The sequence below is a fragment of the Micromonospora sp. CNZ286 genome (assembly GCF_014207755.1).
Window position 1 is genome coordinate 3,205,575 of the sequence record NZ_JACHIZ010000001.1, and the last position, 21,353, is coordinate 3,226,927.

Annotated in this window: 20 protein-coding genes; 13 read left to right on the forward strand and 7 right to left on the reverse strand. The window is 73.3% G+C overall.

The annotated features are described in order from the left end of the window. Positions 1–31 precede the first annotated feature (31 nt). Together FHX31_RS14505 and FHX31_RS14510 are read right to left on the reverse strand one after the other, a co-directional pair. On the reverse strand, positions 32–226 hold the full coding sequence (locus FHX31_RS14505) for a CsbD family protein (protein ID WP_013286274.1): 195 nt from the start codon (positions 224–226) through the stop codon (positions 32–34). Positions 227–349: 123 nt separating this feature from the next. Next, the gene (locus tag FHX31_RS14510) at positions 350–1,267 is read right to left on the reverse strand and encodes a LysR substrate-binding domain-containing protein (RefSeq protein WP_184976467.1); all 918 of its coding nucleotides are present in this window, start codon (positions 1,265–1,267) and stop codon (positions 350–352) included. Positions 1,268–1,340: 73 nt separating this feature from the next. Between FHX31_RS14510 and FHX31_RS14515 the strand changes: the two genes are divergently transcribed. Both FHX31_RS14515 and FHX31_RS14520 read left to right on the forward strand, forming a co-directional pair. After that, positions 1,341–2,309: a DMT family transporter gene (locus FHX31_RS14515; RefSeq protein WP_402884026.1), complete on the forward strand. Its 969-nt coding sequence runs from the start codon at positions 1,341–1,343 to the stop codon at positions 2,307–2,309. A gap of 55 nt (positions 2,310–2,364) precedes the next feature. Continuing rightward, positions 2,365–2,976, forward strand: a complete 612-nt coding sequence (locus FHX31_RS14520; RefSeq protein WP_184976469.1) for a histidine phosphatase family protein — start codon at positions 2,365–2,367, stop codon at positions 2,974–2,976. On the opposite strand, the gene FHX31_RS14525 is transcribed toward FHX31_RS14520, so the two are convergent. The 5 genes from FHX31_RS14525 to FHX31_RS14545 are packed head-to-tail and all read right to left on the reverse strand — an operon-like array spanning position 2,909 to position 7,073. Then, a complete protein-coding gene (locus tag FHX31_RS14525; RefSeq protein ID WP_013286270.1) occupies positions 2,909–3,412 on the reverse strand; it encodes an Lrp/AsnC family transcriptional regulator in 504 nt (167 codons plus the stop codon). The two genes, FHX31_RS14520 and FHX31_RS14525, sit on opposite strands and share 68 nt — an antisense overlap. 59 nt (positions 3,413–3,471) lie before the next feature. Next, complete coding sequence (locus FHX31_RS14530) at positions 3,472–3,687, reverse strand: DUF433 domain-containing protein (protein ID WP_013286269.1); 216 nt, start codon at positions 3,685–3,687, stop codon at positions 3,472–3,474. Positions 3,688–3,696: 9 nt separating this feature from the next. Further along, entirely contained in the window at positions 3,697–4,839 is a 1,143-nt protein-coding gene (locus FHX31_RS14535; protein ID WP_184976471.1) for an acyl-CoA dehydrogenase family protein, read from the reverse strand. Further along, positions 4,836–5,945, reverse strand: coding sequence for a M24 family metallopeptidase (locus FHX31_RS14540; RefSeq protein WP_030272330.1), 1,110 nt, complete (start codon positions 5,943–5,945; stop codon positions 4,836–4,838). The genes FHX31_RS14535 and FHX31_RS14540 overlap by 4 nt, the downstream gene beginning before the upstream one ends. Positions 5,946–5,954: 9 nt before the next feature. Then, complete coding sequence (locus FHX31_RS14545; RefSeq protein WP_387033543.1) at positions 5,955–7,073, reverse strand: FUSC family protein; 1,119 nt, start codon at positions 7,071–7,073, stop codon at positions 5,955–5,957. Between the two features lie 267 nt (positions 7,074–7,340). Here FHX31_RS14545 and FHX31_RS14550 point away from each other — a divergent pair, with 267 nt between their 5' ends. The 11 genes from FHX31_RS14550 (at position 7,341) to FHX31_RS14600 (ending at position 21,352) form a co-directional block, all read left to right on the forward strand. Then, complete coding sequence (locus tag FHX31_RS14550) at positions 7,341–7,811, forward strand: hypothetical protein (RefSeq protein WP_201766754.1); 471 nt, start codon at positions 7,341–7,343, stop codon at positions 7,809–7,811. Beyond that, positions 7,811–9,208, forward strand: coding sequence for a hypothetical protein (locus FHX31_RS14555; RefSeq protein ID WP_184976474.1), 1,398 nt, complete (start codon positions 7,811–7,813; stop codon positions 9,206–9,208). The genes FHX31_RS14550 and FHX31_RS14555 overlap by 1 nt, the downstream gene beginning before the upstream one ends. Then, on the forward strand, positions 9,205–10,530 hold the full coding sequence (locus FHX31_RS14560; protein ID WP_030502399.1) for a vWA domain-containing protein: 1,326 nt from the start codon (positions 9,205–9,207) through the stop codon (positions 10,528–10,530). The genes FHX31_RS14555 and FHX31_RS14560 overlap by 4 nt, the downstream gene beginning before the upstream one ends. A 13-nt stretch (positions 10,531–10,543) precedes the next feature. Further along, positions 10,544–11,656 (forward strand): ATP-binding protein, encoded by a 1,113-nt coding sequence (locus FHX31_RS14565; RefSeq protein ID WP_013476843.1) that lies wholly within the window; start codon positions 10,544–10,546, stop codon positions 11,654–11,656. Beyond that, positions 11,653–14,463 (forward strand): DUF5682 family protein, encoded by a 2,811-nt coding sequence (locus FHX31_RS14570; protein ID WP_184976475.1) that lies wholly within the window; start codon positions 11,653–11,655, stop codon positions 14,461–14,463. The genes FHX31_RS14565 and FHX31_RS14570 overlap by 4 nt, the downstream gene beginning before the upstream one ends. A 41-nt stretch (positions 14,464–14,504) precedes the next feature. Beyond that, positions 14,505–14,885 (forward strand): YccF domain-containing protein, encoded by a 381-nt coding sequence (locus FHX31_RS14575; RefSeq protein ID WP_184976477.1) that lies wholly within the window; start codon positions 14,505–14,507, stop codon positions 14,883–14,885. Between the two features lie 440 nt (positions 14,886–15,325). After that, on the forward strand, positions 15,326–16,069 hold the full coding sequence (locus FHX31_RS14580; protein ID WP_184977788.1) for an FkbM family methyltransferase: 744 nt from the start codon (positions 15,326–15,328) through the stop codon (positions 16,067–16,069). Between the two features lie 228 nt (positions 16,070–16,297). Beyond that, on the forward strand, positions 16,298–17,356 hold the full coding sequence (locus FHX31_RS14585) for a LacI family DNA-binding transcriptional regulator (RefSeq protein WP_184976479.1): 1,059 nt from the start codon (positions 16,298–16,300) through the stop codon (positions 17,354–17,356). A gap of 115 nt (positions 17,357–17,471) precedes the next feature. Then, positions 17,472–19,148, forward strand: a complete 1,677-nt coding sequence (locus FHX31_RS14590; protein WP_091327880.1) for an ABC transporter substrate-binding protein — start codon at positions 17,472–17,474, stop codon at positions 19,146–19,148. A gap of 87 nt (positions 19,149–19,235) precedes the next feature. Further along, on the forward strand, positions 19,236–20,378 hold the full coding sequence (locus tag FHX31_RS14595) for an ABC transporter ATP-binding protein (protein WP_184976481.1): 1,143 nt from the start codon (positions 19,236–19,238) through the stop codon (positions 20,376–20,378). Further along, on the forward strand, positions 20,375–21,352 hold the full coding sequence (locus FHX31_RS14600) for an ABC transporter permease (RefSeq protein WP_013286255.1): 978 nt from the start codon (positions 20,375–20,377) through the stop codon (positions 21,350–21,352). The genes FHX31_RS14595 and FHX31_RS14600 overlap by 4 nt, the downstream gene beginning before the upstream one ends. Position 21,353 lies beyond the last annotated feature (1 nt).

Here is a 21,353-nt window from a genome sequence, read left to right on the forward strand (position 1 = left end):
TCTGCGATGAGGTGGCCCGCCGTTCGCGTACTCACTTGTTGAAGGCGTCCTTGACGTCGCGGCCCGCCTGCTTGGCGTGCTCCCCGGCCTGCTTGGCACGCGCCGTGCTCTGCTCGGAGGCGCCCTCGGCCCGCAACCGCTCGTTGTCGGTCACGTCGCCGATCCGCTCCTTGGCCATGCCGCTCATCTCCTGGGCCTTGTTCTTCGCCTTGTCGGTGAAGCTCATGTCGCCCTCCCTCGTCCGGCTACGCCTTGCCCTTGTCGCGTCCCCGGTGAGTGTCGCTGCAAACGCCGTTGACCGGCGCACATCGCGTAGGGCGTCCTAGGATAATAGGTTGAAGGTGTGCGCCTACCGGTCGAGGTCGCGGACCCGCTCCGTGACGGCGGCCAGGAACGCGGTGAGGGCGGGCCCGGGCGGCGTGTCCCGGGTGACTGCGACCAGGCGGCGCCGGAGGACGGTCTCGGCGATACCCCGGACCGCCAGCGCCGGGTCGGCGTCGGGCAGGGTCAGGGCCGGCATCAGAGCGACCGCCGCCCCGGCCCGGACCAGTTCCAGCTGGACGTCCGCGTCGCTGGAACGGTGCCGCAGGTCCGGTTCGTAGCCGCCGAGACGACGGCACGTCCCCACCACCATGGCGTGGTGCCCGGTGCCCTCGGCGGAGGCGGTCCACACCTCGGACCGCAGGTCGGTGACCGCGACGTGTCCCCCGTGCCCGGCGAGCGGGTGCGCGGCGGGAAGCACGAGACGCAAGGGCTCCTCGAGCAGGAGCGTGAAACGGAGCCCCGCCGGGCGGGGGCGGGGCTGGCTGTCGTACTCGTCGCCGATGACCAGGTCGACGGTGCCCAGGCGCAGGCCCGGCAGGGACTGTTCGAGTTCCAGCTCGAAGATCTCCACCCGGACCCGAGGGTGCTCGGCTCTCATCCGGGCCACGGCCGGCACGAGCAGGCGGCGCGCCGCCGATTGCAGGCCGCCCGCCCGGACGCTCCCCCGGACGTCACAGTCGAGGGCGGCCAGGTCGGCCTCCGCCGCCTCGGCCGCCGACAGCAGCACCCGGGCGTGCCGGGCGAGCACGTGCCCGGCCTCGGTGAGCCGTACGCCGCGGCCGGCCCTGCCCAGCAGCCGGACACCTGCCTCCTTCTCCAGGAGGGCCAGTTGCTGCGAGACAGTCGACGGGCTGTAGCCCAGAGCCGCGGCGACAGCGGCCATCGTGCCGCGTTCCTCGAACTCCCGCAGGAAGCGCAACCGCCGCAGGTCCAGCTCGATCATGCGGAAATCCTAATGATTCAGCTGCGGAATTCATCGCTGGAGCTGGGCAGTCGGCGCCGGTGATCCTTGGCGCGTGGGTGCCGCACTGTGTCTCCTGTCAGCCGCCTGTTTCGGCGCGATGGCCGTCTTCGGCAAGCTCGCGTACGACGCCGGTGTCTCCCCGACGTCTCTGCTGCTGGTGCGTTTCGGCCTGGCCGCCGCACTGCTCTGGCTCGTCCTGCTCACCCGGCCGGGCCTGCGCCGCGCGGCACCGGGCGACGCCGGCGATGGGCGGCGCGCGACGAGGCGTGGGCGGGTGGTGGCCGTCGCCCTCGGGCTGGGCGCGATCGGGTACGCCACGCAGGCGAGCCTGTACTTCTCCGCGCTGGAGCTGATGGACGCGTCACTGCTGGCGCTGATCCTCTACACGTACCCGGTCATGGTGACAGTGGCCGCGGTCCTGCTCGGCCGGGACCGGCTCACCCCGGGACGCGGCGCGGCCCTGGTGGCCGCCTCGGGCGGAACGCTGCTGGTCCTGCTCGGCGCCGGTGGCGCGGGCTTCCACCCGCTCGGGGCGCTGCTGGCCTTCGCCGCCGCCGTCACCTACACGGTCTACATCCTGGTCTCCGACACCGTCGTGCACCGGCTGGCACCCGTGGCGCTGTCGGCGCTGGTGATGACCGGTGCCGCCGGCACCCTCGGCGCTCGCGCCCTGGTCACCGGCGGCGTCGACCTGAGCTTCGGGTGGCGGGGATGGTTCTGGCTGGCCGCCATCGCCGTGGTCTCCACGGTCGTGGCGATGCTGGCCTTCTTCGCCGGCCTGAGGCGGACCGGGCCGTCGACCGCGGCCATCCTGTCCACCTTCGAACCCGTGGTCACCGCCGCGCTGGCCACGCTCGCGCTCGGCGAGGCCCTGACGCTCGCGCAGCTCGCCGGCGGCGCGCTGGTGCTGTCCTCCGTCGCGGTCCTGCAACTGCGCCCCGGCCGCGTACGGCCCCGGGAACAGCCGACCGGCCGACCGGGACCGGCGCGCGACACCGAACCCGCGCCGGCGGCCCGGTAGCGCCGGCGCAAACCGTCGGCGGGCCCGACCCGCCTCATCATGGTTGACTGGGCCGGTGAACGAGATCCTGCTGATCCGGCACGGCGAGACCACCTGGAGCGCCGCCCACCGGCACACCTCGTACACCGACCTGGACCTGACGCCCGACGGCGAGCGGCAGGCACGCGCGCTGGCTCCTTCGCTGGCCGGCCGGCACCTCGCCCGGGTGCTGTCCAGCCCCCGGCAGCGCGCCACCCGCACGGCCGCCCTGGCCGGGCTCACAGTGGACGCGATCGAGCCGGACCTGGCCGAGTGGAACTACGGCGAGTACGAGGGCCGCACCACCGCGGACATCCAGCGGGAACGGCCCGGCTGGTCGATCTGGACCGACGGCGGCCCCGGCGGCGAGTCACCGGAGCAGGTGGGCGCCCGCCTGGACCGCGTGCTGGACCGGGCCGCGCCGCTGCTGGCGGAGGGTGACGTCGCGCTCGTCGGGCACGGGCACAGCCTGCGGGTGCTGGGGGCGCGCTGGATCGGGCTGCCGCCCTCGGCCGGTGCGCTGCTGCGGCTGGACACCGCCACGCTCAGCGTGCTCGGTCACGAGCACGGCCGGCGGGTGATCAGGCGGTGGAACCTGCCGGCTCCGCCGACGGACGGGGACGCCCCCGACCGGTCAGCTCGCCATTGATCTTCGGCGGCCGGTTCTCGTACGGCGTGGACAGCACCACTGTCGTGCGGGTGGTGACGTTCGCGGCGGTACGGATCTCCTGCAGCACCCGTTCCAGGTCGGCCGGACCGGCCACCCGCACCAGCAGGAGATAGAAGTCCTCCCCCGCCACCGAGTAACACGAGTCGATCTCGGGCAGGTGCGCCAGCCGCTCCGGCGCGTCGTCCGGCTGCGACGGGTCGAACGGCCGGATCGCCACGAACGCGGTCAGCGGCAGGTCCAGCGCCTCGAACGACACCCGGGCGGCATACCCCTTGATCACCCCACGCTGCTCCAGCCGGCGGACCCGCTGGTGCACGGCCGACACCGACAGGCCCACCCGCTCGGCCAGATCCGTGTACGACAGCCGACCGTCCCCGGTCAGCGCGGCGACGATGGCACGGTCGATCTCCTCCACGCGCTGCACCCTAGCCGGAAAAGCGCTCCCACGCCGCACCCGGCCCGCCGCGGTGACGCTCAGCGCGCCGTCCGGTCGCGCACCGCGTCCGCCGCGTAGTTCAGCACCTCCGCCATGTCCTCCTCGTCCAGGAACGGCAGGTCGGTGAGGATGTCCGTGACGGACATGCCCTCGGCCATCATGGCCAGCAGGGTGGCCACGGGGATGCGCGACTGCCGTACGCAGGGCGCACCCCCCATGACGTCGGGGTCCACGGTGATCCGGGGGAAGGTCACCGCGACAGGCTAGCCCTTCGCCAGCGCGCGGGAGATGACCAGCCGCTGGATCTGGTTGGTGCCCTCGACGATCTGGAGCACCTTGGCCTCCCGCATGTACCGCTCGACCGGGTGGTCGGCGACGTAACCGGCGCCACCGAGCACCTGGACCGCGTCGGTGGTCACCCGCATCGCCACGTCCGTCGCGAACAGCTTCGCCTTGGCCGCCTCGATCGAGTACGGGCGGCCGGCGTCGCGCAGCCGCGCGGCCGCCAGCGTGAGCGCCCGCGCCGCGGAGATCTGGGTGGCGGCGTCGGCCAGGTTGAACCCGAGCCCCTGGAAGTCGATGATCGCGCGGCCGAACTGACGGCGTTCCCGGGCGTAGCCGACCGCATAGTCCAGCGCGCCCTGGGCCAGGCCCACCGCGCACGCGGCGATGCCCAGGCGACCGGAGTCCAGCGCGGACATCGCGATGGTGAACCCGGCGCCCTCGCCGCCGATCAGCCGCTCCGCCGGCACCCGCGCGTCGTCGAAGGCGATCTGCGCGATCGGCGAGGCGTGCAGACCCATCGTGCGCTCGGCGGCCTGCGGGTGGATGCCCGCCGTGGACCGGTCCGCGAGCAGGCAGGAGATGCCCTTCGGGCCCGGACCGCCGGTGCGGCAGAAGATGTTGTAGAAGTCGGCCACCCGGGCGTGCGTGATCCACGCCTTGGTGCCGGTCACCACGTACGCGTCGCCGTCGCGCACCGCCCGCGTGGTCAGCGCCGCCGCGTCCGAACCACCCTGCGGCTCGGAGAGGCAGTACGCGCCGAGCAGCTCCCCGCCGATCATGTCCGGCAGCAGTTTGCGCTGCTCGTCGGTGCCGAACTGGGCCAGCGGGTAGCAGGACAGCGTGTGCACGCTGACCGCCTCGGCCACTGCCAGCCACCTGCTGGCGAGGATCTCCAGCACCTGGAGGTACACCTCGTACGGCTGGGCGGCGCCGCCGTGCTCCTCGGCGTACGGCAGGCCGAGCAGGCCGGCCCGGCCCAGGGTGCGCAGCACCTCCCGGGGGAACTCGGCGCGGGCCTCGAAACCGGCGGCGGCCGCGGCCAGCTCCCGGTCGGCGAGTTCGGTGGCGAGGTCCAGCAGGTCGTGGGCCTCGTCGGTGGGCAGGATCCGGTCGACGTTCATAGCGCGATGAGCTCCGTGGGGGTGGTGTTGAGCCGTTGCCCGCCGTCCGTCGTGCAGACGACGATGTCCTCGATCCGGGCTCCGTGCCGCCCGGCGAGGTAGATCCCGGGTTCGACCGAGAAAGCCATGCCGGCCTGAAGGGGCCGGGGGTTGCCGGTCACCACGTACGGCTCCTCGTGGCCGTCGAGGCCGATGCCGTGACCGGTGCGGTGCAGGAAGGCGCCGCCGAAACCGGCGGCGGTGATGACGTCGCGGGCGACCGCGTCGAGGGCCTCGGCGGTCACGCCCGGCGCGACGGCGGCCACGGCGGCGCGCTGCGCCTCCCGCAGCACCGTGTAGTAGTCCACGAACTCGGCCGGGGCGGGGCCGCCGGCGACGTACGTGCGGGTGCAGTCGGAGCGGTAGCCCGACGGCATGGTGCCGCCGATGTCGACCACGACCGGCTCGCCCACGCCGATCGGGCGGTCCGAGGTGCCGTGGTGCGGGCTCGCGCCGTTCGGGCCGGCGGCCACGATGACGAAGTCGACGGCGGCGTGCCCGGCCGCCCGGATCGCGGCGGCGAGGTCGGCGGCGACCTCCCGCTCGGTGCGGCCGGGGCGCAGCCACTCCCCCATCCGCAGGTGCACCGCGTCGATCGCGGCGCCCGCCTCGGCCAGCGCCGCCACCTCGGCCGGCGACTTGCGGATCCGCATCTCCCGCAGCACGTCGGACGCGAGTCGCTGGGCCGCGCCGGGCAGCGCGTCGCGCAGCGCGAGGACCTGCTGCGCCCACATCCGGTCGGCCAGCCCGACGGCGCGGACCGGGCCGGGCAGCGCCGCGCGAACCAGCGGCCACGGGTCGGTGCCGTCGGCGTGGTCGACGATCCGGTACCCGGTGCCGGGCGCGGCCTCGGCGTCCGGCCGCTCCAGCACCGGCACGATCAGCGTCGGCTCACCCTCGGCGGGCAGCACCAGGCAGGTCAGCCGCTCCCCCTCCCGGGCGTCGTAGCCGGTCAGGTAGCGCAGGTCGGAACCCGGGGTGAGCAGCAGCGCGTCCAGGCCCGCAGCGGCGGCGGCGCGCTGGGCCGCGACGAGACGCCCGGCGGGGTACAGTTCCTCGATTCCCACCCCCGAAGCTTAACGGTCGTTTGGGTCCGGGCGGGAGTCCGGGCGATGCTCGCAGACACCGGCCGTCCGGTCCGCCTCGATCTTGGTCATGCCGGACGCCTGGAGCAACTCGCCGACCACGATGAGCAGCTGCGAGGCCACGATCGTGCCGGAGAAACCCAGCCCCGCCGCCCGCGCCCGGCCGGCATCCTGCGCGGCCTCCCGTGCCCGCGCCCGGGCGATGTCCGGCGGCCGCCCGGCCAGAAAGTCACGGTGCAGCAGCCGCAGCGACTGCCCGAACGCCTCGACCCTGGCCGGCAGGGCCGGTGGAACCGGCTCCCGGGCCTCCAGCAACGCGACCACCCGGCGGACCATGTTGCGGCTGTTCGTGTACGCCAGCTCCAGGTGGGCGGCGGCGTTCTCGTAGCGGCGCAACTGGGCCCGGCGCCGCCACCGCCACGGCGACAGCGACGTCACCTCCCGGGCCGCCGCGACGATCTCGGTGGTCTGCTTCCGCTCGACCTCGGCCGCCTCCAGCCGGCCCAGCGACGCCTCCGCCGCCCCGGCGTCCCGGGCGGCGAGCGCCTTCGCCGCCGCCGTCAGCTCGTTGGCGAACAGGTCCAGCGTGGGCCCGGCGGCGCGGTGCACCACCCGGACCGGATTCAGCGGCAACAACAGCAGCGCCACCACCACCGCCACCCCGCCGCCCACCAGCGCGTTCGCCGTACGCGGCACCGCCAGGTCGGGCGCGTTGGGCTCCACGGTGCCCAGCAGGACCGCGGTGCTGCCGGCCTGCACCATCACGGCGCCGCTGCCCCGGATCACCACCGCCAGCGAGATGGCGAGCGCTACCACCAGGCCGGTCTGCACCGGACCGGCCCCGATCAGCTTGATGAGCAGGTCGCCGACCAGCACTCCGAGGATCACGCCGCCCAGCAGTTCGGCCGTCCGCCGGATCCGGTTGCCGATCGCCGCGGCGATGGTGCCCACCGCCGCCGCCGGCGCGAACAGCGGCTGCGGGTTCTTGAGCAGCGTGCTGGCCACGTACCAGGCCAGACCGGCGGCCAGACCGGCCTGGAGGGCCACGATGAAGTACCGGCGCAGCCGCTCGTACGCCTCCCGGACCTCCCGGCGCGCCGCCGGAGCCACGGGGGTCACGGCACCGGCCGCCCGCCCGGGCATCGCGGGCACGACGGCTCGGGCTCGATCACGCCCTCCTCTACCCGCCGGGCCGCACGGTATTCCCGGCGCCGCCCGCGACGGCGCTCCTGTCGTACCCGTGGTCCATGATCCTTGTCGTCACAGCGGCACGGATCACGGCCGGCGACGGCGTCCCGGCGTGCCCGGCGGCGGCCGGCCGGCGGGGAGGTCGGGAAGATGACGGAGGCGAACGACGCCTCGTGGCGACGGCGCAGCGTGCTGCGGGTGGCGCCGCCCGCGCGGGCCCGCAAGCTCGCCAAGGTGCCCTTCGTGGAGCTGGCCGACGGGCGGTTGCAGGGGGTGGTGTCCAGCGGCTCCGACGTGGAACGCGTCTACGTCTCCTCGGTGACCGCCGGCACGCACGCGGTCAACTGCAGCACCAACAACAACCGGCCCTGCGGCGGGCTGCGCGGCACCATGCTCTGCAAGCACCTGCACGCGCTGGCCGACGAGGCGGTGCTGCAGTACGGCGTCACACAGGTCGCCCGCTACCTGCGGGTGGATGTGGGCGACGGCGTCGACAACGGCACCGCCCTGCTGGCCCGCACCGACGCGCGGCACGAGCCGGGCCCGGCCGCCGTGGTGTTCAGCCGCTTCCTGCGCCACCTGGCCTACCTCGAGGTCCCGGCCGCCACCACGGCGGTGCCGGAGCTGCACTGGTTCCCGGCCACGGCGGGGGTGCGCTGATGCTCGCCGCGCACCTGACCCGGCTCCACGACGGGACGATCCCCGGGCTGGCCGAGACGCTCGCCGTCGTCGACCGCGCCGACGACACGCTCACCGCCGGGCTGGCCCGCGCCGACGAGCCCGGCGCCTCCGCCTGGGCCGCGCTGGCCGCCGCGGTCGGCGGCACGCCGCTGGCCGAACGGGCGGACGCGGCGGCCGGCGCGGTGCGCACCGGCGCGCTCGCCGAGGACCACCTGGCCGCCCTCGCCGGGGCCCGCGCCGCGCTGCTCGGCGCGGCACACGACGCCCTGCTCGACCGCCTCGACACCGCGCTCGGCCGGCCCCGCGCGGCGTGGACCGCCGCACCGGACGGCACCGCCGTCTCCCCGCCCGCCCTGGCCGGCGCGCGGGCCTGGCTGCACGAACTGGCGCTCGCCGGCTGGCGCGGCACCGACCACGAACTGCTCTCCGCCGCCGCCGCGCCGGTCGAGGCCGCACTCGCCGACCCGGCGTCACGCCGCATCGCGGTGCTCCTCGACGGCCTCGCCGCCGAACTGCGCGCCGCCCTGCCGGTGGCGTCGCTGCCACAGGTGCCCGCCCGCCGGTGGGCCGACCTGTGGACCCGCGCCGTCCTGCTCACCCTCGGCGCGCACGGCGAGACCGCGCCCGGCGAGCCGGTGTCCGGCCGGCTGCTGCCCCTCGGCGTCGACCTGCACGAGCACGACACCGCGTTCCAGGCGCAGGTGCACGCACTGCTCGAACCGGCCGAGGGCGGCGCGCCCCGGCTCGTCCGGGTCACAGTGGTCGCGGCGAAGGTCGCCACCATCGTCGGCCCGGCCGGCTGGCGGCTGCTGGAGTCGTACCCGGTCCTGCTCAACGCCCTGGCCCAGCGGCGGGCGATCACCGTCACCGACCTGACCGCCCACGGCGCGGACCTGCGCTGGGCCGAGGAGCGGGCGGCCCTCGGCGAGCCGGCCGACCCGTTCGCCACGGCCCGAGTGCTGCTGGCCGGCGCCACGGCGGCGGCGACCCCACCGCTGCTGCGCCACCCCGCCGCGATCGCCGAACCGGTACTGGTCGAGGGCTACACCGTCCGCGACGACGACGGCGTCCCGGCGCTCGACCTCGACGGCCGGTCCCTGCACCTGGCCACCGACCGGCTGCCCGCCGCCGGTCCGCTCACCCCCGCGCTCGTCGCCGCCTCCACCGCCTGCCTCGGCCTGCTCCGCTGGGACGACGACCGCTGGCTGCTGCAACCCCTCGCCGTCCGGGCCACCGTCAAGCGGCAGACAGTCGAGGCGCACAACGGCGACTGGGCGTGCGGCGTCACCGACCCGAAGACGGCGAAGGCCGAGGCCAAGGCGGGCGACGCCGTGGCGGTGCTGCGCGAACGAGCGGGACGGTTGCTGCGCCGATGACCGAGGACCGCACCCACGCCAACCGCCGCCAGGTGCTCTACTGGCGGCTGCTCGCCCGCCTGTTCCACCCCGACGAGCAGCCCGGCCTGGAGTCGGCGAGCGTCGCCGTCGTCGACGACCTCGGCCTGCCGGCCGCCCTGCTGGACCCGGCCGTCTCCGTCGACACCGTCGTGCAGCGCTTCCCCGCCCTCGCCGGCGAGCTGCGCGGCCTGCTCACCCCCGGCGACGACACCACAGCCGCCGCCGGGCCGTTCCAGCCGGCCGAGACCGAGGTACGCCGCGCCGCGCTGGCGTCCAAGCTGCTGCTCAACGTGTTCGCCACCGGCGGCGGCGAGGTCAGCGCCGGGCAGCTCGCCCGCTGGCAGGCCGACGCCGGCTGGTTCGAGCAGGCGTGCGGCGCGCAGCCCGGTGAGCTGCGCCGCGAGGGCACCGGCCTGGGTGCCACGCTCGCCGGGCTGGAGGGTGACCTGGTGGCCCGGATGCGGCTGCGCGAAGTGCTCGCCGACCCGGCGCTCGCCGCCCGGCTGACCCCGAGCATGTCCCTGATCGAGCAGCTCCTGCGGGACAAGTCCAACCTGTCCGGGGTGGCGCTCGCGAACGCCAAGTCACTGATCCGCCGCTACGTCGACCAGGTCGCCGAGGTGCTGCGTACCCAGGTCGCGCAGGCCACCGTCGGGGCCGTCGACCGGTCCGTGCCGCCCAAGCGGGTCTTCCGCAACCTCGACCTGGACCGCACCATCTGGCAGAACCTGACCAACTGGAGCCCGGACGACGAGCGCCTCTACGTCGACCGGCTCTACTACCGGCAGACCGCCCGGCGGACCACCCCGTCGCGGCTGATCGTGGTGGTCGACCAGTCCGGCTCGATGGTCGACTCGATGGTCAACTGCACCATCCTCGCCTCGATCTTCGCCGGCCTGCCCAAGGTCGACGTGCACCTGATCGCGTACGACACCCGGGCGCTGGACCTCACCCCGTGGGTGCACGACCCGTTCGAGGTGCTGCTGCGCACCAAGCTCGGCGGCGGCAACGACGGCCCGGTCGCCATGGCCCTGGCCCGCCCCAAGATCGTCGAGCCGCGGAACACGGTCATGGTCTGGATCTCCGACTTCTACGAGTTCGACAGGTCCCAGCCGCTGTTCGACGGCATCGAGGCCGTGCACCGCTCCGGCGTGAAGTTCATCCCGGTCGGCTCGGTCAACAGCTCCGGCAACCAGAGCGTCAACCCCTGGTTCCGGCAGCGCCTCAAGGACCTCGGCACCCCCGTCATCTCCGGCCACATCCGCAAGCTCGTCGCCGAGCTGAAGAACTTCCTCACCTAGGAGAGCATCCCTGATGTCCGACATGCTCCGCGCCCCCGCCGAGGTCAAGTACGCCGACGAGCTGGCCTACCTCGAATCCGTCGACACCGGACCGAAGCCGTTCTCCTGGCGGCTGAGCCCTCGCATGGTCCGGCTGTTCGTGCTCGGCTCCGAACGCGCCGACGGCCTCGACCGGGAGATCCCGCAGAAGTGGTTCGGCGACCGCAGCTTCGTCGAACGCAGCATCGTCACGCTCGCCTCCGACCGCGGCCTGCTGCTCATCGGCGACCCGGGCACCGGCAAGAGCTGGCTCGCCGAGCTGCTCGCCGCCGCTGTCTGCCGCAACTCCACGCTCGTCGTGCAGGGCACCGCCGGCACCACCGAGGACCACATCAAGTACTCGTGGAACGTCTCCATGGTCATCGCCCGGGGCCAGTCGCGCGAGTCGATGATCCCCTCGCCGATCATGACCGCCATGGAGCAGGGCGTGATCGGCCGGTTCGAGGAGCTGACCCGCTCCACCAGCGACGTCCAGGACGCGCTGATCTCGATCCTGTCCGAGAAGTACGTCTCGATCCCGGAACTGGACCACGACAACATCGTCTTCGCCAAGCCCGGCTTCTCCGTCATCGCCACCGCCAACAGCCGCGACCGGGGCGTCAACGACCTGTCCTCCGCACTCAAGCGGCGGTTCAACTTCATCCGCATCCCGGTGGTCACCAACAAGCGCAGCGAGGCCGAGATCGTCCGCTTCCGGACCGAGGAGCTGCTGCGCCGGCACCGCATCGAACTGGACGTGCCGCCCACCCTGCTCGACATCCTGCTGCAGAGCTTCGCCGACCTGCGCGCCGCCGCGTCCGCCGCCACCAGCGACGACGAGAAGCTGGAGTCGGCGCTGTCCACCGCCGAGCAGATCGGCGTGCTGGAGGATGCGATCCTGCACAGCCAGTTCTTCGGCGACCGCACCCTGCGCGCGCAGACGCTCGCCGGCTCACTGATGGGCTCGCTGGCCCGCCGCGCCCCGGAGGACCTGGCCATCCTCAACAAGTACCTGCACGGCGTGGTCGAGCCCCGCGCCAAGGCCGACGGCGGCGACTGGGAGGGCTTCCTCGACGGCGGCCGCCAGGCGATCGCGTCGCTGTCATGACCGCGCCCGCACCGACCGGCCTGTTCGGTCCGCTGCGCGACCAGCTCACCGACGCCGCCGCCGCGTTCGCCGGCTCCCCGGACGCGCTCGCCGACATCCTCACCGGCATGGTCGACGACGTCGACCGGGCGCTGCGCGAACGGCTGGAGATCTTCCCGGTCTGCCACCACTCCCCCGCCTCGGCGCTGGCCATGGCACGCCGCCTGCGCGCCCGCCCGCCCAAGGTGATCTACCTGGAACTCTGCGAGGACCTGCGCCCCCTGCTCGACGAGCTGCGCAACTGCCGGCTGCCGGTGGCGGTGCAGGCGTTCGCCACCGAACTCGACGGCTTCCCCGCCGAGTGGAGCCCGCTGAGCGTGGTCGCCCCGATCACCGAGGCGTCCGCCGAATACCAGGCCGTCGCGTACGCGCTGGACACCCCCGGCGTGGAGCTGGTGCTCGTGGACCGCTCCACCGACCACGTCTTCCAGTGGACCCCCCGCGACGACACCGGGCCCGCACCGGGGCCGGACTCCGCCCCCGCGTCCGCCGAGGACGACACGGCACTGCACGGCGACGCGGTCGGCGTGGAGATCGGCGACCTGCGCCCCCGGTTCGCCGAACTGGAGGCCCACCTGCTGCACCACGGCAAGGTGCGGCACTGGTCGGAATGGTGGGACCAGTACGTCGAACGGCCGCTCGCCGACGCCGACCACGACACGTACCGCCAGGTCATGGTGCTGATCGGCAGCCTGTTCCGGCGGCTGCGCCCGTCCCGGTCCGCCCGCGACGAACGCGACGAGGACCGCGAACGCCACATGTGGACCCGGATGCGACAGCACCTCGCCGAAAGCGGCGCCGACCCGGCCGACTGCCTCTACGTCTGCGGCGCCTTCCACGCCGCCAGCCGGGTCGAACAGTTCGGCCTCGACTCGACCGCACCGGACTTCCCGATCAGCCCGCGCACCGCCACCCGCTGGCGTTACGGCCTCATCCCGTCCAGCCACTCGGCCATCGAGGCGCAGTTCGGGCTGGCCCCGGGCACCGTGTCCATCGCCGCCGCGAACTGGACGGCCGCTGTCGCTCGCACCCGGCTCACGCCGTACCGGCTGGCCGGGCAGCGTACCGGGAAGAAGGGCCGCCGGGCCCGCGCCGCCGCGCCGGCCACAACCGGCCCGGCCACGGACCGGCTCAGCGGATTCCTCGCCGCCCCGCCCGTCCTCGACGAGCTGGACGAGGCCGAACTGCGCGGCTGGTGCGTCGACATCGTCCGGCTCGCCCGCCGCAACGGCTACCTCGCCAGCACCGCCGACGCGATCGCCGTGTTCGAGACGTCGATCCTGCTCGCCACCATGCGCAACCGCGCGCGGCCCACGCCGTACGACTTCGCCGACGCCGCCGTGACCTGCATCGAGAAGGACGTGGTGCCCGGCCGCCGCGACGTCCGCCGGCTCTGCGAGATCCTCCTCGGCGGCGACCGTGTCGGCCAGGTCGGGTACGACTCCCTGCCGCCGCTGGCCCGCGACGTCCTGGACCGGCTGCGCCCCCTCGGCCTCGACCTGGAACGGCGCACCGTGCAGCGGGCGCTGCTCGACCTGCGCGCCGACCCGGCGCTGGCACCCTGCTCCGACCTGCTGTGGATGCTGCGACATCTGCTGCCCGCCGACGCGGTCCGCCCGATCATGGGCGAGCGCCGCCTCGGCCACCGCTCCGAACAGGAGAGCTGGGACCTCGCGCTCGGCCGCAACCAGCGCGCCCTGATCGAGCTGGGCTACGAGGGCGTCACCGTCGAACAGGTGCTGGAGCAGCGGCTGCGCCGGGCGGTACGCGGCCCCGACGCGACAGCCGCCCGCGCGCTCGCCGCCGTCGAGGACGCCATCCGGCTGCTGGACAGCCCTCGCCTGGTCGACGAACTCGGCGCGCGGGCGGTGGAGCTGCTCGCCGCCGAACGCACGGTGGACGACGCGCCGGAGGTGCTGCGCCGCATCCGGCGGCTGCTCGCCCACCACCGCACCACCACACCGGCGCTGCCCGCGTGGTGCCGGACGTTCGTCACCACCGGATACGCCCACTACTGCACGCTGCTGCCCACCGCGTTCGTGGACGAGTCCACCGGCGTACGGCAGGTCGGCGCGATGCTCGGCTTCCTGTTCAGCATGGAGAGCCTCGCGTTGTCGCTCGGGTGCGACCGCTCCCAGCTCGAACTGGCCGTCGCGCAGGCCCACCCGGAGGCCCCGGCCAAGCTCGCGCTGCTCTGGGCCGCCCGCCACCAGCTCGGCCTGCTGCCGCTGGCGCGCCTGCGCGAACAGTGCGCCGAGCTGCTCGCCAATCCGCTCGTGGTGCCCGCGTTCCCGCAGTACCTGTCCGGCTTCGTGCACGCGCTCGAGCCGGTGCCGGGGCTCGCGCCGTTCGTGGTGGAGACCATGTCGTCCGCCTTCGCCGGACTGCCCGACCCGGTGCTGCTGCCCTGGCTGCCGACGCTGATCACCACACTGCGCGAGCACGGCCCGGAGCTGGTGCCGCTGCTGGTCCGCGAGGCGGAACGCACGTTCCCCGCCACGCTGCCCGCGCTGGACGCCTGGACACCGCCGTGGGCGGCCGCGCCCACCCCGTCCACCGCGCCCGCGCCGTCCCCGGGAACCGGTCCGGTGCACGGTCTGCTGGTCGCCCATCCGGAGGCGGTCGACGCGGTGGCGGCGCTGCTCGGCTGCTCCGGCGACTGGCAGCCGCTCGCCGAGGGCGGCACGTCGCCGGGTGACGGGGCGTCGGTGCTGCTCGCCGCACACCCGGCGACGGCTCATGCGGTGGCGACGCTGCTGGCGGACTGATCAACGTCGGCGGGTTTGCGAGGGCAGGCGACCATGGAGTGGTGATCCGCTTTCTGCTGAACCTGCTGTGGCTCGTCTTCGGCGGCGGCTTCGTCCTGGCCCTGGGCTACGGCGTGGCCGCCCTGATCTGCTTCCTCCTCGTCGTCACCATCCCGTTCGGCGTCGCCTCGCTGCGGCTGGCGTCGTACTCGCTGTGGCCGTTCGGCCGCACGATCGTGCGCAAGCCGGGCGCCGGTCTGCCCTCCGGCCTGGCGAACGTGCTCTGGGTGGTGCTGGCCGGCTGGTGGCTGGCGCTGTCGCACATCCTCGCCGGCATCGCGCTCTGCGTGACGATCATCGGCATCCCGTTCGGGGTGGCGAACTTCAAGCTGGTCCCGGCGGCGCTGTGGCCGCTCGGCCAGGAGGTCGTCGACAACCCGTAACCACATGCCGGCCCCGGCGCCCGCACCGCCAGGGCCGGGGCCGGGCCCTCGCCGCGCCCAGCCCCTCCCCTGGCGTCCGCTGCGCCCCGCGAGCGGGTGGAACGTCATGGGTGTCAAACGAGGCCGGAGACACCCATGACGTTCCACCGGTGGTTAGCACTCCTCGGGCAACGGGTGCGACTCCTGATGACCGGGATCCGCGTTCCGGTCACCGGGATTGCGGGAGATCTTGGTACGAAACGGCCGCCATGAGGGCCGTTTCGTACCAAGATCTGCTGGTCCTCGTTGACTGCTCGCGCGGAGATGCGGAGCGGGCGCGGGCAGCGCACCATCCCTGCGGCATCCTAGGAGGATGGGGTGATTGCTCAAGGGACGCGAATGGGGCTCGCGGGTGCGCCCGGGTGGCTAGCGTCGGGAGGGTGCGGGACGGGGTGATCGAGATGCTCAAGGCGGACCCGGCGATGTCCGGTCTGCGCCGGTCGCTGGACTTCTACCACGGCGACCCGGCACGCGACGCCGCCCTGGACGCGTTCTACGCCCCGCTGGTCCGCGCCGGTGACCTGGTCTTCGACGTCGGCGCGCACGTGGGCGACCGGCTCGGCAGCTTCCGCCGTCTCGGTGCGCGCGTGGTGGCGGTCGAGCCGCAGCCGCTGTGCGCCCGGGTGCTGCGCGAGATGTACACGGGCGACGACGGCGTGACGGTGGTGGAGGCGGCGTGCGGGCGTACCGCCGGGCCGGTGCGACTGCACGTGAACTCGGCCAACCCGACCGTCTCCACCGCCTCCCCCGGGTTCGTCCGCGCCGCCGACGGCGCGCCCGGCTGGACGGGCGAGATCTGGGACGCCCAGATCGAGGTGCCGGGCACCACGCTGGACGCGCTCGTGGCCGCGCACGGCGTACCGGCGTTCGTGAAGATCGACGTGGAGGGCTTCGAGGACGCCGTGCTGGCCGGGCTGAGCCGGCCGGTCCCCGCGCTGTCGTTCGAGTTCACCACCATCGCCCGGGTGGCGGCGGCGCGCTGCCTGGACCGGCTCGCCGCGCTCGGTTTCACCCGGTTCACTGTGGCGATCGGTGACGAGATGGAGTTCGCGCTGCCCGGCTGGCGTCAGGCCGCCGAGGTGGCCGCGTACCTGCGCACGCTGCCGGACGAGGCCAACTCCGGCGACGTGTACGCCCGCCCCTGAGCGTCCACTTCGGACCGCCCTGCACGAAGGAACGAGGCATCGACCCTGCTCATCGCCGTGATCGGCGGAGCCGCAGCCCGGACACCTTTTTCAAGCCTCGAACTTAGCAGTGCATCGTTATCCGTCTGTGATTGACGTGACCCGCGCCACTTGGGTTGACTGCCACGGAACCGCTTCCGCAACCGGTTCCGAAACACCCCGCTCATCCCTGCGACCCGGGAGCGTCACGTGCCGATCACCATCGCCGACGTCGCCACCCGCGCCGGGGTGAGCAAGACGACGGTCTCCCGGGTGCTCAACGGCAAGGGCGAGGTGCACGTCCGTACCGCCGACCGGGTCCGTGCCGTGATCAGCGACCTCGGGTACGTGCCGAGCGCCCGCGCGGTCGGCCTCGCCCGGGGGCGTACCCGGGTGGTCGGGATGCTGGTCCCGGCGCTGACCTGGCCGTGGATGGGCGAGGTGCTCCAGGGCGCGGCCGACGTGGTCGAGGCCGCCGGCTACGGCATGCTGCTGTTCACCTGCACCCACGGCGACGAGTCGATGCGCCGGTTCGCCTCCCAGGTCTCGGCCAAGTCGTTCGACGGCCTGCTCGTGGTCGAACCGGAGGGGACGCTCGACTACATCACCGAGCTGCACCGGCGCGGCCTGCCGGTCATCCTCATCGACGACCGGGGCCACCAGCCCGGCTTCCCGTCGGTGCGGACCACGAACGAGGAAGGCGCGCGGGCCGCCGCCACGCACCTGCTGGCGCTCGGCCGGCGGCGGCCGCTCGTCGTCACCGGCCTGCGCCGGTTCGGCTGCACCCGGGAACGGCTCGCCGGGTTCGCCGGCGCCTACGCCGACGCGGGCGTACCGATCGAGCCGGACCGGGTGGTGGAGGGCGACTTCACCTTCGAGTGCGGGCGCGCGGCGGTACGGCGGCTACTCGCCGACGGCGTACCGTTCGACGCCGTCTTCGCCCACAACGACCTGTCGGCCGCCGGGGCGTTGCAGGCGCTGCGCGACGCCGGGCGGCGCGTCCCGCAGGACGTGGCGGTGGTCGGCTTCGACGACCTCCCGCTGGCCGGGCACACCCACCCGCCGCTGAGCTCGGTGCGCCAGCCCCTGCGGGAGATGGGTACGGCCGCCGCCCGCCTGCTCATCGGCCACCTCGCCGGCACCCCGCTGCCGGACACCCCGACCGTCATCCCGACCGGCTTCACCGCCCGCGACTCGACGACCACGAGCGACCCGACCGCACCGGACTCGACAGGCGCGCGGGAGCCGGCGGGTGCCCGCGTCACCTGACCCACCCCGCCGTACCGGCGACCACGCCGGCGGGCCCGCCCGCCGGTGGCACCACCGCACACCTCCATCCACCACATCCCGCCCGAGGACTGCGGGACCACCGAGGGAGACCTCCATGAGAAGACGGCAACTCCTCGCCCTCGCGCTGGCCGGCGCGATGGTCACCGGCGCCGCCGCCTGCGGCGACAGCCCGAACGCGAACAAGAAGAGCGGCCAGGCCGCGACCGTGTTGAACGTCGGCATGCCCAACGGCCCGCAGGCGGAGAACAACAACCCGTTCCTCACCACCTCGGCCGCCGCGTCGCTCGGCTACCGGTGGCAGATCTACGAGCCGCTGATGATGTGGAACCCGGTCAAGCCGGCCGAGCCGTTCAAGCCGTGGCTCGCCACCAAGGCCGAGTGGTCGTCGGACTACAAGACGGTCAAGGTGACCATCCGGGAGAACGCCACCTGGTCCGACGGGCAGAAGGTCACCGCCGAGGACGTCGCGTTCACCTACAACCTGGTGAAGAAGTTCCCGGCCCTCAACGACCAGGGCGTGCCGTACACGGACGCCGTGGCCAGCGGCAACGAGGTCACCATCTCGATGGCCAGCCCGCAGTTCGTCAACCAGCAGAAGGTGCTGTGGCGGGTGCCGATCGTGCCGAAGCACCTGTGGGAGAAGATCGCCGACCCGGCCACCGACCCGGTGAAGCAGCCGGTCGGCAGCGGGCCGTACACGCTGAAGTCGTTCACCCCGGCGACCACGACGCTCTCCGTGCGCGACAGCGGCTACTGGCAGGACCCGCCGAAGGTCAAGGAGCTGCGGTACACGTCCTACACGGACAACAGCGCGCAGACCACCGCGCTCGCCAACGGCGAGTCGGAGTGGAGCTTCGTCTTCATCCCGAACTACCAGACCGTGTTCGTGGCGAAGGACCAGAAGAACCACAAGATGTGGGCGCCGCCGGTGCTGGGCATCCACGGCCTCTACGTGAACACCACGAAGAAGCCGTTCGACGACCCGACGCTGCGCAAGGCGATGAACATGGTGATCGACCGGGCGGACATCTTCACCACCGCCGAGGCCGGCTACTTCCACCCGGAGGTCAAGAGCGTGACCGGCCTGCCCAGCCCGGCCGGTGACTCGTTCATCGCGCCCGAGTACAAGGGCCAGGAGCACAAGGTCGACGTCGAGGGCGCCAAGGCGCTGCTCACCGGCGCGGGCTACAAGCTCGACGGCACCACGCTCAAGGACAAGAGCGGCAAGCCGGTCACGATCCGGCTCACCGACCCGGCCGGCTGGTCCGACTACCAGACCAGCCTGGAGATCGTGAAGGGCAACCTGGCGAAGATCGGCATCGCTGCGACCATCGACAAGGCCAACCAGGACGCCTGGTTCCGCAACGTCGAGCAGGGCAACTTCGAGGCCACGTTCCGGTGGACCGAGTCCGGCGCCACGCCGTACGACATCTACCGGACCATCATGGACGGCCGCGTGCTCAAGCCGATCGGCACCGCCTCCCCGGCGGGCAACTTCGGCCGGTTCCAGAGCAAGGAGGCCACCGACGCGCTGGTGTCGTACGCCAACGCCACCGACGACGCCACCCGCACCACGGCGATGGCCACCCTGCAGAAGATCTTCGTCGAGCAGGTGCCGATGATCCCGGTCGGCGCGGACAACATCGGCGGCGCGTACAGCACGAAGAACTGGACCGGCTGGCCGGACGACTCGAACCCGTACGGCGCGCTCCAGCCCACCCAGCCCAACGCGGTGGACGTGGTGCTGCACCTCAAGCCGGTCGCCGGCTGACCCGGCGCCGCCGGCCCGGCCACGATCGCCCGGCCGGGCCGGCGGCGCCCGCCCCTCTCTTCGGCAACCCTGAGACAGGAATGCGGCATGACGTTGACCGAGAGCGCACCAGCGCCGGCCGACGAGGTGGTGCTGGAGGCCGTCGGCCTGACCAAGCACTTCCCCGTCCGCCGGCGGCTGCGTGACCTCCTCTCCCGCACCCCGGCGGTGGTGCACGCCGTCGACGACGTATCGATCGCGCTGCGCCGTGGCCGGGTGACGGCACTCGTCGGCGAATCCGGCTCCGGCAAGTCCACAGTCGCCCGGCTGCTGGCCCAGCTCTACCCGCGCACCGCCGGCGACATCCGGCTGCACGGCCGCTCGACCCGGGTACGCGGCGGGCGCCGGTTCCGGGCGTACGTGCGCCGGGTGCAGCTGATCCTCCAGGACCCGTTCGCCTCGCTGAACCCCGTGCACACGGTCCGCTACCACCTGACCCGGTCGCTGCGCATCCACGGCAACGCCGGGACCGGACCGGACGGGCTGGAGAAGGCGCTCGCCGGCCTGCTGACCCGGGTCGCGCTCACCCCGCCGGAGCGCTACCTCGACGCGTTCCCGCACGAGCTGTCCGGCGGGCAGCGCCAGCGGGTGGCGATCGCGCGGGCGCTCGGCGCCGATCCCGAGGTGCTGCTCGCCGACGAGCCGGTGTCCATGCTCGACGTGTCGATCCGCCTCGGCGTGCTCAACCTGCTCCAGGACCTCAAGGACCGGCTCGACCTGGCGATCCTCTACATCACCCACGACATCGCCTCGGCCCGCTACTTCGCCGACGAGACGATCGTCATGTACGCCGGGCGGATGGTCGAGGGCGGTGACAGCGAGACGGTCACCCAGCGCCCGGCCCACCCGTACACCCGGTTGCTCATCGAATCGGCGCCGGACCCGGAGCGGATCACCGGCGCGGGCGGCGACGGCGCGGCGGCGGGCGAGCGGGGTCACGGCGAGCCGCCGAGCCTGATCCGCCCGCCGGCCGGATGCCGGTTCCACCCGCGCTGCCCGGCGGCCATGCCGCGCTGCGCCACCGACCTGCCGCCGCCGATCCCGGTCGACGACGCGCCGGGCCACTGGGCGGCGTGCTGGCTGTACGACGCGGACACCGTCGCCACGGAGAAGCCTGCGAACGCGGAGAAGCCTGCGAACGCGGAGAAGCCGGCGAACGCGGAGCAGGCCGGAACGGAGGCGGCCCGGTGAGATTCCTGCTGCAACGGGTGGCCTTCTACCTGTTCACCGCCTGGGCGGCGATCACGCTCAACTTCTTCATCCCGCGGATGGTGCCCGGCGACCCCGTACAGTCGCTGATCTCCCGCAACCAGGGCCGGATCAGCGCCGACGCGATCGCGTCGCTGCGGGTGCTGTTCGGGCTGGACTCCGACCGCTCGCTGTGGGAGCAGTACGTCGCCTACTGGGGGCAGCTCCTGCACGGCGACCTGGGGCTGTCGTTCACGTTCTTCCCCGCCCCGGTGTCGCAGGTGATCGGCGACAGCCTGCCGTGGACCGTCGGCCTGGTCGGCGTCACCACGATCGTCAGCTTCCTGCTCGGCACCGCGCTCGGCGTCGGCGCCGGCTGGCGGCGCGGCTCGTGGATCGACGGGCTGCTGCCGGCCACCACGTTCCTGTCCTCGATCCCGTACTTCTGGCTCGGCCTGGTCGCGATCGCGCTGTTCGCCGGGCCGGGCAGCTTCTTCCCCTCCTCCGGCGGCTACGAGCCGGGCCTGGTGCCGGCGTTCGACGCGTACTTCGTGCCGAGCGCGATCCAGCACAGCATCCTGCCCGCGGCGACCATCCTGGTGTCGTCGATGAGCGGCTGGATCCTCAGCATGCGCAACATGATGGTGACTGTCGCCAGCGAGGACTACATCACCGTGGCGCACGCCAAAGGGCTGTCCGAGCGCCGGGTGGCGCTCAGCTACGCCGCCCGCAACGCGCTGCTGCCGAACGTGTCCGGGTTCGCGCTGTCCCTCGGCTTCATCGTCGGCGGCACGCTGCTCGTGGAGATCGTCTTCTCGTACCCGGGTCTGGGGTTCCAGCTCTTCCAGGCCGTCGGCGCGAAGGACTATCCGCTGATGCAGGGCATCTTCCTGATCATCACGATCTCGGTGCTGGTGGCGAACCTGCTCGCCGACGTGGCGTACCTGCTCCTCGACCCGCGGACCCGAAAGAGCTGAG

Coding starts and splice junctions, on each gene's coding strand:
- FHX31_RS14505 (WP_013286274.1), bottom strand. CDS start 226: ATGAGCTTCACCGACAAGGCGAAGAACAAGGCCCAGGAGATGAGCGGC.
- FHX31_RS14510 (WP_184976467.1), bottom strand. CDS start 1,267: ATGATCGAGCTGGACCTGCGGCGGTTGCGCTTCCTGCGGGAGTTCGAG.
- FHX31_RS14535 (WP_184976471.1), bottom strand. CDS start 4,839: ATGAACGTCGACCGGATCCTGCCCACCGACGAGGCCCACGACCTGCTG.
- FHX31_RS14555 (WP_184976474.1), top strand. CDS start 7,811: ATGCTCGCCGCGCACCTGACCCGGCTCCACGACGGGACGATCCCCGGG.
- FHX31_RS14560 (WP_030502399.1), top strand. CDS start 9,205: ATGACCGAGGACCGCACCCACGCCAACCGCCGCCAGGTGCTCTACTGG.
- FHX31_RS14565 (WP_013476843.1), top strand. CDS start 10,544: ATGTCCGACATGCTCCGCGCCCCCGCCGAGGTCAAGTACGCCGACGAG.
- FHX31_RS14570 (WP_184976475.1), top strand. CDS start 11,653: ATGACCGCGCCCGCACCGACCGGCCTGTTCGGTCCGCTGCGCGACCAG.
- FHX31_RS14580 (WP_184977788.1), top strand. CDS start 15,326: ATGCTCAAGGCGGACCCGGCGATGTCCGGTCTGCGCCGGTCGCTGGAC.
- FHX31_RS14590 (WP_091327880.1), top strand. CDS start 17,472: ATGAGAAGACGGCAACTCCTCGCCCTCGCGCTGGCCGGCGCGATGGTC.
- FHX31_RS14595 (WP_184976481.1), top strand. CDS start 19,236: ATGACGTTGACCGAGAGCGCACCAGCGCCGGCCGACGAGGTGGTGCTG.